A 12,890-nucleotide genomic window follows, 5' to 3' on the forward strand; every position below is an offset into this window, starting at 1 on the left:
ATGGAAAAACAACCTCTTACAACAGAAGTAATATCAGAGCAGCAAGCCCAATCAACGGCTTGCTTTTCGCGTTTTGGAATAATAGTGGCTATCAATGAGTCTACGGGCAGTGTACGAGTTGATTTTGATGGTAATCCATTTAAGCAGCCACTCACTGCGAGACTAGGACGTGGCTTTCGTCGTTCTGAACTGCAAATGGCTATCGATAATCGATTAAGTTGTCGAATTGAGTTTTTGAACGACGACTTAAGCTTGCCTCTTGTGACGGACATTTTTTTCTCCATTCTGGATGACTCTGATGAGTTTGTATTGCGAGCTAAGAAGATGGTTATCGAGACAGAACAAGAGTTAGTAGTCAAAAGTGGTGAGACAGAAACTCGCTATAGCGGGCGCGATGGACGAATTACCACTAAAGCGAAGTACGTCACTTCTCAAGCAGAAAAAGCACAAAAAATTCAAGGCGGAACGATCGCAATTAACTAATTACCTCGCGTTAGCTAATTTACTTCGAGTTAGCTAATTACTTTGTATTAACTAATTGCAATCGCGTTATGGCACGCTAATAACGGATAACTAGATGCGACAAAGAATCGGTGTCGAGCACCTAAAGGCACCCATAACCAATCAAGAAGTCGAAGGCGCGTTAGCAAAAGCTGAGCGCGCTGTTAACGACCTTTCCCAATTGCCAGTAAAATGGCTGGATTTCTGTAATGAAAAGCTGTCCATTGCTTCTGAAAGTATCGGGTTTTTAATCAGGCAGCGAGTTCAAATTCACAAAAGGGGTTATCCAAGTCGTGAGTTGGAGTATCTCAAACTGATCGAACGCCAAATTGAAGAACTGAAGCAAGTGTACTTGTCGTTTTATCGATTAGCGCCGGGCTTACTCCATCAATTAAGAAGCAAAGAGCCAGAAATCTATATCTGGCTCATGTTACAAGGAGAGCTAGGTTCAGATCTTGATAACCTTTTGTGTGGACTGAGTTTGCTCGAAGATATTGACGCTAAAACTGCAATGGTCGTTGCCGTGCAATCTCCGGTTGAATCTATGGATAGCACGCTTTCGGAGCTTATTGAGGGTAATGCGACATCCAGTGCGTTTTACTTTGAATGCTTACGTGTACGTCAAACATTAAGTGCTTCTCTCATCAAGCGCTGGCACAAAGCCAGCATCATTAGCTCTCAAGTTGCTTTGCCACTGCTCGCTTTACAAGACGTAAAAGAGGGGATTGATTGGCTTAATGACAATGCAGGCAGCGAACAATACCTATTTGAACGTTTGATTACCAAACGTGACAGAGGCACTTGGTTCCGTCAGAGCTTTGGCATCGAACCAAATGGATTACCATCAGCGCAAGTGCTCACTTATGCCAAGTTGCTTGAGTTAAAAGAGTTTGAGGCGTTTGATATCTCTTCTCCATTAGCACCTGTTGATTTTGCGCTGGGTGGTGATTGGAAACTGGTGCCCCAAATCATCGAGCACTTGGAAAGTCTGGAGGAAGCTGAGGGGGAAATTTGGCTTCAAGCCTTGTATGTCGTCTACGGAAAACTTCTTCCTCTGACTCCGCAAGATGTTGGTGTCGAGTATGAATGGGAAGAGATCGTCGATCTGCTCAATGAGTGGGTGGAAGATGAAAAATATATCCAAAATCTACCAAGCCGCTTGGGTTACGCATTGAGCTTCGAGTCTACGTTAGCTGCGATGCAAGATGCTAACGTTGATGTGCTGTTCCGCGATTGGCTATGGCGTCAACTCTGTATTCAATCCAGAGCCTACGTGCCTTGGGATATGGCAATGCCGATTCATCAACAAGACTGGAACTTTAACAATTTAAAGGCCGCACCTTCTGCGAGCGAACGATTCAACTTAAGGAATAGCAATGCAGTTATGGGATATTGAGGCGCACCCTGAGCTATCACTTAAAGGTCGTTTTCAACGTGACGAAAACGGCGATGAAGTCTGGGTTGTGGTCGCCAAACGCACATGGCAATTCGATGGTGTGGTTTGGCACGAATTAGGTGAAAGTGAAATCTTCGATGATCCCCAATATTTGGGCGAAGAAGGCTTCTCTGCGATGAAAGTTGACCACGAGTTCGCGTATACCAAAGAAAACACAGATGTACTTGTTTACGGCAAAGCGCGCAGCTACGCGAAAAAGCCAGTGACATACCAAGAGTGTCGTGTGCTGATTGATGGTCATATCGATAAGACTCTCGCTATTCACGGGGAACGCGTATGGGTTGAGCATGCTGGCAGTATCACACTGAGCAATCCAGTCCCATTTATTGAAAAAGACATTGATTACACTTGCGCGGTAGGCGGTGATTTACGTAACCGAATAGGCGGTGGGGTTGCCGATTCCAACAAAGAATTGCTTGAACAGAAAGTACCCTCGGTTTTTTATCCCCGAGAGGACTGGAGTGCCGCCGCGAAAAAACTACGCGTTGCGGGGTTCGGGCCAGTCCCTCCGTTCTTTGAGTCGCGCCAGAAGCTGGCCGGCACGTTCGATGACTACTGGATTGAGAACCGTAAGCCAATGTTGCCACTCGATTTTGATAAACGTTTCTTTCAAAGCGCACCGGTTGATCAACAGTGCAAAGGCTTCCTTCGTGGGGGGGAGCGTTTGATGATGAGTGGCTTTTGTCATGATGACACGCTTTCATTTCGCATCCCTAAAGAAAAATATGGTGCGATCGCGACGTTCAAAGATCAAAGTTATCAAGCTGATATGGCGATGTACACCTTATTCGTTGATGCGGAAAAGAAAACCATATCAATCAGTTACACCGCTGCGTTTCCTTGTCAGGGCAAGGAGCATTTGTTGGTGTCGACATCGATCACTAAGTTGGAAGAGGTAAGCGAGCATGCATAATTCAACAGGCCGTTACGTGCTAGGTATGGAAGTGATGACGCCAACCGGTATGAATTTAGATATTGCCAGTGCAGTTTCGTATGCTGATTTAGGAAGATTCGACCAATGTGTAGGGGATGATGGTATCGAGCGCTTTACTTACGCAAAAATCGAATACACCAAAGAAATTGAGCAGTTTGAGAAAACGTGTGAGTTAATAACCCACTTGCTTGATTCATTGTTGGAACAATTGCCGCGTTCTTTAAAGCCGATTCCGTTACTTATAGCGGTGCCTGCGTCTATTTCACTAGTAAAGGTGCAAGAATGGCTTGGTGAAAGTAACTATGCTGAATTTGTCTCTGTGGTGAATGCAGTTCATGCCAGTGGGCCTAGTTTCGTTCTCCAGGCCATGAAATCATTGGATAAATATGATGCCATGATGTGTATCAGTGTCGATTCCTTGGTGAACTCGATGCAAACACTCATCGACGATGCGATGGTAATGAGTACGAATAATCCATGGGGCGTTATTCCGAGCGAGGGTGGGGCAGGTTTAATTCTTTGTCGCAAAAATACCATAGAGACATTGAAACTTAAGCCTCAAGCGCAGCTTGGCTACATTGATACGGAATTAAACACTTCAGACCGAAGAGGCATGTTTCGACTTGTTCAACGTGCGAGTAAAAAGCTCGATTCATTTGGTGAAGTGTATTCCGATATGACGAACCTTCGCATGCACTCGGAAGATTACGGCTTTGCTCTGGGGGCTAAAGCAGAACGATTCACGAACCCAGAACAACCGCAACTTATCAATGAGTTGTGGGGCACGATGGGCAGTTGCTCTTCTCTAGCCTTAATCGCCTTTGCGGTCAGAGATCACCATTTTAGGCAACCAACCACGTTGTTAATGTTTGACTTTCATGGTGACAAGGGGATTCTCCAGTTGCTGCAATGTTAGTAGGCACTCATCGATCAAATGGCAATGAAAATACACTCATATTATTAGGTTTACGTTTGTATCATGAAAAAAGCGTATAACTGATGCAGTGAAAGCGTAAGTAAAAAACTCTAATAAGTTAGTAATAATAACTAAAATAATAGGCTTACTGTTTGTTTTAAATACTAGCCTTGATACAAGTATGTTCAAGAAAATATTATTCAACTCTAATAATATTTATTCTATGAAAGAGTACTAAGTGTCTAATAATCAGAGTACAGCCAAAGGATATATCGATCAGTTGGTTGTGAAAGCTATTGAGAAAAAGAAACTGAATGAGCAAAGGCTAGCAGAAAAAAATAAGCCAAAGCTTGAGTACGTGCTTTTTTCACAATTTGATGTATTAGACAAGCTTCCCTCTAAAAATGGTAAAACAACCGTTTATCATCTCGCAAAAAAAGGGCAGCCAGAAAAGCAAATCTGTTGCAAAGTTATCAATGATGACTCGCCAGAATTTGCGAGCAAAATGTTGATTAACGAAGCGAGCAGGCTGGAGCTTTCTCAACACCCTAGCGTGGCTAACTTCATAAAAATCGGCAACGAATTCGAACGCCCATATTTGATGTACGAGTGGATCCAAGGTGAATCACTAGCAGAAAAAATGGAGCGCCACTCTTCTAAAGGTTTCCGTCACGACCATATCGCTTGGTTGGTATATCAACTCGCTGGTGCCTTAGAGTTTATGCACACAAGAGGCATCTGCCATCTTGATATTAAGCCATCCAACGTACTAGTGAGTGAAGGCGATTACGTTAAACTCATCGATTTCGGTGCTGCTCGTTATATTGGAGAAACGGAACCTTACGCAGAAGCAAGCTTGAGCTACGCTTCCCCTCTTTATATCGAAACTGGCATTGCCGAACCGCAAGATGATGTTTACTCCCTTGCTTTGCTCGCTGGACATTTATTTTTGGGTTCAATATTTGGTGATACTTGGAATAAGCAATTAAAAGACCGAAAACGTCCTGCATTGATCCCGGCTCATATTTGGAAGTTGCTGAAACAAGTCATCAATAAACCAAGAGGGCATGGCTATACCGCTATTTCTTTTGCTCAACAGTTAGCGCGAATCGATACGCAATCAATTCACTCAAATTCTAACGCACCAATTTTCAGTAGCTTGCGTAATGCGGATCTTCTGCTTACACACTGTAAGTCGAATGATAAAACAGCGTACGGACGCTTCAAACTATTGGAGGCGAGTTTAGTGTTGAGTGTGGTGGCAATGACAGGAAGTTATTTGTATCAGCAAAATTCGGATGCATTGGATGCTGTTTTTGCCAAAGAAACGACACCTTTAAGTCACACAATCACGCCCACAGATACTGCTTCTTTTTTGGCTGAGCCGCCATGGGATATCAAAGAAGTATTAGCAAAAACTGAGCAGAGCGTTGATACGACTGAAGCCTACCGAGAAGCGTATAGAGTTCAGCAATTAAGCCTTTCGGGTTTATATAATGAAAAACAGACTCAGTTGAAGTCTTATCAAGCTTTAGCTGATGGACTACCACAGACATTAGTGGATTTACGCAAGGAGCTTGTCACGTTGCGAGAGGAACTCGTTCGTGATGGTGCATTGTTTCCCTATGCGGACGAAACACTGACTAAAGTGATGTCTGGGTTAAATGTCGCTTCTATCGATTCCATGAAAGTATCTGCCATAGCTGGCAGTCGAGATAAGCAGATTGCTCGCTTAATTTTAAGCGGTGAAGCTAAGCTCGCAGAAGAAGAAGTGAAAGAAGCATGGTTATTAAACCAGTCACAGGCATATTTCTATAGCCAAATCTTACCAAAGAGAGTAATGGAAAATATTAATGACTCCATTGATAAACATGCAGAAGCGCACTTTTATACCAAAGCGATTGAAGAAGCTGAATTAGCCAAAGCCTACTTCGGTAATACGCCAGAACTAGAAAAAAAAATAACAGACTTAATCATCGCAAGAAGCGAATTTATTCTGTTTAGTACGGTGATGGAGCAATCCATTTTCGACAAACAGAAATTGCATGAGTCCCTTGCTGATTTAGAACGAAATGCGCCAAGAAAATTTACAGAAATCACAAAAATTCTAGATAGCATGGCGTCGGATGCGATTAATCAGAGTCATCAGTTTTCTAAGCCTGCAAATGGTGCCATTGCCGTAGCCCGTGCATTGAGAGACTACTTGACTGAAGGAGATGCGAATTTTGTCCAACATTGATACTGATCACCTTCTTAAACCGATTTCTGATGAATCTCCTGCGGGTAACGATGCTCGTTACGAGTTTTGCTATGAAATGATGGAAGCCGAGGTAAAAAAGTTCGGTTCTCTATTTGGCGAAACAGTCGACTGGAATGTAGTAAAAACCAATGCGATTGAAGTGCTCGAGCATCATAGTAAAGATTTAAAAGCACTTTGCTATTTAGTACGAGCGCTTGCCGAGGAATCTGGGCTCAAAGGTTTTGAGCAAGGTCTGAAACTGATTAATGAGGCGTTAGCTTGCTTCGGTAGTGATCTTTACCCGTCACGGAAACGCGGTAGAGACGGTGCGGTGGAGTGGTTGAATCATCAATTTAAATTGATGAGCACTAAGCTTGCGGACAGTGCGCAATCTTGGGAATTAGTTTCAGGCTGTATTTCGGCGATTGAAGAAGTGCAGCGTCAGTACGACGATGTTTACCAAGACTCCGAAGCTGACTTCTTTGAGATTCGCACGCAGCTCAATGTTTTATCTCAACAAGCAGCTGCCGATGACCAGAGCGATGACTCAGTCGCTACCATCGAACAAGCGGCACCAGCTACGCAGCCTGCCGCGGTAGAAACGCCAGCACAGAACGATGTTCAAACCGCTTCAGCGAAGACGGTTCCGCCGGCCCCTAAACCTGCGCCAGTTAAGAAAGCCGTAGCAAAAGAAGTCGATGTCGATACAGATTTCTCATCGCCTACGGCTTCAAAACGCACGTTAAAAAAAGTCGCGGAAGTCATGCTTCATGCGAATACAAGTGATCCGCTGGCTTACCGAATTTATCGTCATCTGACTTGGGATGACATTGATGGTCTACCTGACCACCAAAACGATCAAACGCCATTGAGCTTGGCGGTATCGTCCGATCAACAAGCGGAATACCGCGACAAAGCCAATCAGGAAAGTGACATCGACACGATTAAACGTTTGGAGCGCACGCTAACTGACGCGCCATTTTGGCTCACAGGCCACCATTTCGTGTATTTGATGCTTACTAACTTAGGTTTTGATGACGCAGCACTTGCCGTGAAACAAGAAGTAAAGCGGTTTGTTGAGTCACTGGAGGGCATCGAACGCCTCTCTTTTAAGAATTCTATACCATTTGCAGATGAAGCAACATTGAGTTGGTTGTCTACTCAAGATGCTACTTCATCGGCAGCACAAACTGTCGTACAGACGGTTGTGATCGCTGAAGAAGATTCATTGCTGGTGGAGGATATCACTCTAGAAAATCTAGGGGAATATGCCGCAGAACTCGCCCGCAAACTTGAGCTGGATGGCTCAGGGCGTGGACAGTTCATGCTGTATTTACAATTGATAGCAGCTTACCAGTCTGTTGGATTATACCCGTTGTGTTTGCCGTATCTTGAGAAGGGGTGGGAAGTACAAAATGCGTTTAATCTCGCGAGCTGGGAACCCCACTTATCGTCGCAGTTAGAAGACCTGATTCGAAAAACACTCCATCAGTTATTCAGAAGTAAGGATCTTTTACCTGAGAAGTATGAAGAGTGGAAAGCAATTTATGACTAATTAAAGAGTTAGATAAGGAACGAATTATGTCACGTGACGGCTCGGTGGCTCCTAAAGAGCGAATTAATATCCGTTATGTTCCAGCAACTGGCGATACGCAAGAAGACGTAGAACTGCCGCTAAGCATGATGGTGGTTGGCGACTTTACTGCACGTGCAGATGAGACGCCAATTGAAGAACGCACTCCAATCAATATCGATAAAGACAACTTTAACGAAGTGCTAGAAGGCATGTCTCCAAACGTTAAAGTGAACGTTGAAAACCGTCTTTCTGATGAAGAAGGCGGCCAAATCGGTGTTGATCTAACGTTCCAAAACATGAAGGACTTCTCTCCAGAAGCGATCGCGAAAAGTGTACCTGAATTAAACAGCCTACTTGAGCTTCGCGAAGCCTTGGTGGCGCTGAAAGGCCCTCTAGGTAATGTTCCTGCGTTCCGCAAGAAGATCGCATCAGTACTTCAAGATGAAGACGCGAGAAAGAAACTGTTGGATGAACTAAGCATTGGTAACGACCAAGAAGCGAAAGAAGAGTAAGGAATATCATGTCTGCAGAAGCACAAGCGCCAGAACAAGAAGCAGCCTTAGTTGAATCAGGCTCACTTCTGGATAGCATTCTTAACGAAACTCGTTTAAAGCCAAGTGATGAAGGTTTTGATGTTGCAAAACGCGGCGTAGAAGCATTCATCAGTGAGCTACTAAGCAGCTCGAACACAGAGAAAGTCGACCAATCTCTGGTTGATCTGATGATCTCTGAAATCGACCAAAAATTGTCTAAGCAAGTCGATGCAATTCTTCACAACGAAGAAGTTCAAGCGATTGAATCAACTTGGCGTGGCCTTAAGTACCTGGTTGACCACACTGACTTCCGTGAGAACATTCAAATTGAATTGATCTCCGCAAAGAAAGATGAAGTTCTTGATGACTTCGAAGACGCACCAGAAGTGGTGAAGTCTGGTTTGTACAAACAAATCTATACGCGTGAATATGGCCAATTTGGTGGTAAACCTGTTGGCGCAGTCATTTGTGACTACGATATGTCGGCTTCGTCTCCAGACATCAAACTGATGGAGTACATGGCAAACGTGGGTGCAATGTCTCATGCTCCATTTATTACATCTGCGTCTGCGAAGTTCTTTGGTCTAGATAGCTATGAAGAGCTACCGAATCTAAAAGATCTTAAGTCAGTATTTGAAGGCCCACAATACACTAAATGGCGTAGTCTACGTGAACACGAAGATGCGCGTTACTTAGGTTTGTGTACTTCCCGTTTCATGTTACGTACACCTTACTCCGTAGAAGATAACCCAATTAAGGCGTTTGACTACGATGAGCAAGTAACAGACAGCCATGACAACTACCTATGGGGTAACTCTGCGTACGCGATGGCATCAAAAATTAGTGAGTCTTTCGCTAAGTACCGTTGGTGTCCAAACATCATTGGTCCTCAAAGCGGTGGTACTGTGCATGACTTACCGGTTTACAACTTTGAAGCCATGGGTCAAATCGAAACTAAGATCCCAACTGAGATCCTGGTTTCTGACCGTCGCGAGTACGAGCTAGCAGAAGAAGGCTTCATTGCGCTAACTATGCGTAAAGGTTCTGACAACGCGGCGTTCTTCTCTGCAAACTCTGTTCAAAAGCCGAAAGTGTTTGCGAACACGCCAGAAGGCAAACAAGCAGAGATGAACTACAAGCTAGGTACTCAGCTTCCTTACATGTTCATTATCAACCGCTTAGCGCACTACATCAAAGTGCTACAGCGTGAGCAAATCGGTTCGTGGAAAGAGCGTTCTGACCTAGAAATTGAACTGAACAAGTGGATTCGTCAATACGTTTCTGACCAGGAAAACCCGCCAGCAGAAGTCCGTGGTCGTCGTCCACTACGTGCTGCTAAGGTTGAAGTGTCAGACGTAGAAGGCGACCCAGGTTGGTACAAAGTATCAATGTCTGTACGTCCTCACTTCAAGTACATGGGTGCGAGCTTCGACTTGTCTCTAGTTGGTAAGTTAGACCAATAACCCATTGCTGAAACCATAAAGCAGCCAGTAAAGACTGGCTGCTTTTTTCGTAGGAGTGAAGATGGAAAAAGGTTATCGCCTTTTAGAGCGGATTGAGCTTGGTGAGCCCAAAAACTGTTACGAGAAAGTCGTTTCTCACAAGCATTTGATTGAATCTATTCATTCTCATCTCGCAGACTTGCTGAATACCCATTCTGGGAATGCAATGATCGACAATGAGTATGGTTTACCAGATTTTAATGACGTACTTTCTAACAACACGAACCTAGTTCGCCACATTCAAAAAAACATCACGTCAACCATAGAACGCTTTGAACCGCGACTGTTGAATGTCGAGGTTAATTATCGTGAAGATCACCATAACCCGCTACAACTCGGCTTTGGTATTCGCGGCGAAGTTTCCCATAACGGCGGTAAAGTCCCAATGTCGATAGACGTCTACATGGGAACCGACGGCCAATTTAACGTTTAGTAGGTGCCACTTGAGTAACAGTAAATACTTTCAAGATGAACTCACGTATTTGCGTGAGTCGGGTAGTGAGTTTGCCAAATATCATCCGAAGTTAACTCACTTTCTCTCTGAGGGAACCTTTGACCCAGATGTCGAACGACTGCTCGAAGGTTTTGCCTTTCTGACAGGTCGAATCCGCGAGAAGATTGATGATGAACTGCCTGAGCTGACGCAATCTCTGATGACTTTGCTGTGGCCACATTACATGCGTTCGATTCCGTCTTTGTGCATTAGCGAACTAAAACCGCATACCGGAAGTGTTACTGAGAAAACCGTGGTGAAACGTGGCGCAGAAATGGCGAGTGAACAGGTAGAGGGCACGCAATGTTTGTTCCGTACTTGTTACGACGTCAATCTATACCCAATTGCGATCACTAACATCGAACAGACCAACAGCCGCACCAGTTCGATGATTGATGTGACTTTATCGACGGAGCATGGTCTTGAACTGTCTCGGATCGGTTTAGACACGCTGCGATTACACTTGCATGGCGAGATTCATATTACTCGAACTGTCTTCTTATGGCTGTTCCGTTACCTAGATTATGTCGAATTAGATGTTGGTGGTGGTTACAAACATCGCTTAGGGCCAGAATACGTTAAGCCAGTTGGGCATGAAGAGGACGAAGCGCTCTTGCCATACAGCAAAAATTCATTTGCAGGCTATCGTTTGCTGCAAGAATTCTTTTCTTTGCCAGATAAGTTCATGTTCTTCGACATTAAAGGCTTAGAGTGGCTAAAAGGCATTCCACAACGTAGCACGGTCAAAATCAAATTCCACTTTAAGCGTGCATTACCGTCAGAAGTGGTGCTTAAAGATAAACACTTGAAATTGCACTGTACGCCTGCCGTTAATTTATTTGAAAAAGATGGCGATCCAATTCGTTTAGAGCACCGACGTAACGAGTACAAGGTACGTCCGCAAAGCAACACTCAGGAGCATTACGAAGTCTATTCCATTGAGCAAGTGGAAAGCTGGAGTAAAGACGAGCGTCGTCGAAAGTCTCTGATTGAATTTGAATCATTTGAGCATCAAATTAACCAACGAGATAAGCGCGAGTTCTACAAATCTAAAGTTGCTGAGCGTGTAAGCGGTAGAGGCCTTGAACGCTACATATCATTTCATACTCATAATGGGGATATTGCGGAACTGGGGACAGAAACGGTACTCATGAAACTGCAATGTAGTAACGCAGATTTGGCGGAACGTTTGTCAGTGGGGGACATCACTTACGCGACTCATAAATCACCGACCTATGCGACGTTTAGGAATATTACCAAGCCCACTCAATCGGTCAGTCCGCAAGTGAATGGTGAGCTTCAGTGGCAGCTAATTGCGAATATGTCACTCAACTACTTATCGCTGGCAAATATTGATGTACTTAAAGTGCTTCTCTCTACCTATGATTTCCACTCTCGTGTTGACAGACAAGCGCACCGTGCATCCATTCATCGACTTGATGGGGTTATCTCTTCGGAAATGAAACCAATCGACCGTGTGTTTCGTGGCGTTTCGGTACGCGGCAATCAGTTTAAGTTGGTCACCAATTCCAAATTTTTTGTCAATGAAGGCGACATGTTCTTGATGGCAACGGTGCTTAACGAATTCATCCGTTTGTATTCGAGTGTGAACTCCTTCACCGAACTGGAAGTGTTTGATGAAGCGACAGGCGAGGTTTATAACTGGGCAAGTCTTATCGGACAGCAGACGATACTATGATTAATACACTTTCTGATAAGTCGAATGAGTTTAGTTTCTATCAAGCAGTCTTGCTGCTAGAGAAACATTATCAACTAGAGCCGAACTCTAACTTTGTCGCCGTCGGTGAGAACAAGTACTTCCACCAAGAACGTATTGAGTTCAGCGTTTCGCCAAACTTATCTTTTCCAAAGAGCGATATGGACTTTATTGCTCATATGGAGAAAAATGGCCAGCAGTATTCTAGAGTCGAAACTAACTTTCTTGGCTTGCATGGTTCAAGCTCACCACTTCCTGCTTCTTATACTGAGAAACTGGCAGGGCGAGATCCTGAAGACAATCCGGTAAAAGATTTCTTTGATTTTTTCCATAATCGGTACACCAGTTTGTTGTACCGGGTTTGGAAGAAATACCGATATCACGTGCAGTACCAAAGCGGGGCAAGTGATGCCTTCTCTGGACGTATTCTGCACTTGGCGGGCCTATCTAGCGTAATGCAAGATAGTAAGGTCGCAGAGTTAGATCGAGCGAAAATACTGTCTTATGTAAACCAACTTTCTACGCGTACGCGTTCGCCGAAGCTGATTTCCGGTATTGTTTCACATTACTTCTCGTTGCCTAGCGTGCGCATTGAAGAGTGGGTATATCGCCGCGTAGAAATAGCAGAAAGCCAACGGAATAAACTCAACCGTGCTAATTGCATATTAGGGCAAAATTTGCACTTAGGACAAAGCATTGCGGACTTAAACGGCAAATTTAATCTCTGCATCGACAGCATCGATTTTGAAACATTTAAGCAGTTTTCCTACGATGGTGAGTTACACAAAACACTGGTTGGCCTGATGCGTTTCATTTTGCGTGACCCGATGTCGTGGGACTTAAAGTTGACAGTTAACTTAGATAGTATTCCAGAGAATAAGCTAGGTAATGGGGAAGGGAACCACTTAGGACAAACATTCTGGTTAGGTAACCCAAGTGATAAAGATGCCAAAATCCGAGTTATCGGAAGCATATAAGAAAGCCGCTCTACGAGCGGCTTTTTATGTTGTCATCAAAAAGGTC

11 protein-coding genes are annotated in these 12,890 nt (G+C 44.2%); all 11 read left to right on the top strand.

Annotated elements, in window-relative coordinates:
• The 11 genes from MSG33_RS02025 (at position 1) to tssG (ending at position 12,844) form a co-directional block, all read left to right on the top strand.
• The gene (locus MSG33_RS02025; RefSeq protein WP_248379636.1) at positions 1-483 is read left to right on the top strand and encodes a hypothetical protein; all 483 of its coding nucleotides are present in this window, start codon (positions 1-3) and stop codon (positions 481-483) included.
• A 94-nt stretch (positions 484-577) separates the two neighbouring features.
• Positions 578-1,897, top strand: coding sequence for a hypothetical protein (locus MSG33_RS02030; RefSeq protein ID WP_248379638.1), 1,320 nt, complete (start codon positions 578-580; stop codon positions 1,895-1,897).
• Positions 1,878-2,870: a DUF2169 domain-containing protein gene (locus MSG33_RS02035; protein ID WP_248379640.1), complete on the top strand. Its 993-nt coding sequence runs from the start codon at positions 1,878-1,880 to the stop codon at positions 2,868-2,870. Before MSG33_RS02030 ends, MSG33_RS02035 begins: the two co-directional genes overlap by 20 nt.
• The gene (locus tag MSG33_RS02040; RefSeq protein ID WP_248379642.1) at positions 2,863-3,807 is read left to right on the top strand and encodes a hypothetical protein; all 945 of its coding nucleotides are present in this window, start codon (positions 2,863-2,865) and stop codon (positions 3,805-3,807) included. The genes MSG33_RS02035 and MSG33_RS02040 overlap by 8 nt, the downstream gene beginning before the upstream one ends.
• 238 nt (positions 3,808-4,045) lie before the next feature.
• Entirely contained in the window at positions 4,046-6,046 is a 2,001-nt protein-coding gene (locus MSG33_RS02045) for a protein kinase (protein ID WP_248379644.1), read from the top strand.
• The gene (gene tssA / locus MSG33_RS02050) at positions 6,033-7,601 is read left to right on the top strand and encodes a type VI secretion system protein TssA (protein ID WP_248379646.1); all 1,569 of its coding nucleotides are present in this window, start codon (positions 6,033-6,035) and stop codon (positions 7,599-7,601) included. Before MSG33_RS02045 ends, tssA begins: the two co-directional genes overlap by 14 nt.
• A gap of 26 nt (positions 7,602-7,627) precedes the next feature.
• The gene (gene tssB / locus MSG33_RS02055; protein ID WP_006741091.1) at positions 7,628-8,134 is read left to right on the top strand and encodes a type VI secretion system contractile sheath small subunit; all 507 of its coding nucleotides are present in this window, start codon (positions 7,628-7,630) and stop codon (positions 8,132-8,134) included.
• Between the two features lie 8 nt (positions 8,135-8,142).
• Positions 8,143-9,618 (top strand): type VI secretion system contractile sheath large subunit, encoded by a 1,476-nt coding sequence (gene tssC, locus MSG33_RS02060; RefSeq protein WP_005392635.1) that lies wholly within the window; start codon positions 8,143-8,145, stop codon positions 9,616-9,618.
• A 61-nt stretch (positions 9,619-9,679) separates the two neighbouring features.
• Positions 9,680-10,090 (top strand): type VI secretion system baseplate subunit TssE, encoded by a 411-nt coding sequence (gene tssE / locus MSG33_RS02065; RefSeq protein ID WP_005392634.1) that lies wholly within the window; start codon positions 9,680-9,682, stop codon positions 10,088-10,090.
• A gap of 10 nt (positions 10,091-10,100) precedes the next feature.
• A complete protein-coding gene (tssF, locus tag MSG33_RS02070) occupies positions 10,101-11,849 on the top strand; it encodes a type VI secretion system baseplate subunit TssF (protein WP_248379648.1) in 1,749 nt (582 codons plus the stop codon).
• Positions 11,846-12,844 (top strand): type VI secretion system baseplate subunit TssG, encoded by a 999-nt coding sequence (tssG, locus tag MSG33_RS02075; RefSeq protein WP_053807877.1) that lies wholly within the window; start codon positions 11,846-11,848, stop codon positions 12,842-12,844. Before tssF ends, tssG begins: the two co-directional genes overlap by 4 nt.
• Positions 12,845-12,890 lie beyond the last annotated feature (46 nt).

The sequence above is a fragment of the Vibrio sp. 1CM7H genome, assembly GCF_023161645.1.
In the GTDB taxonomy this organism is placed as follows: domain Bacteria; phylum Pseudomonadota; class Gammaproteobacteria; order Enterobacterales; family Vibrionaceae; genus Vibrio; species Vibrio diabolicus.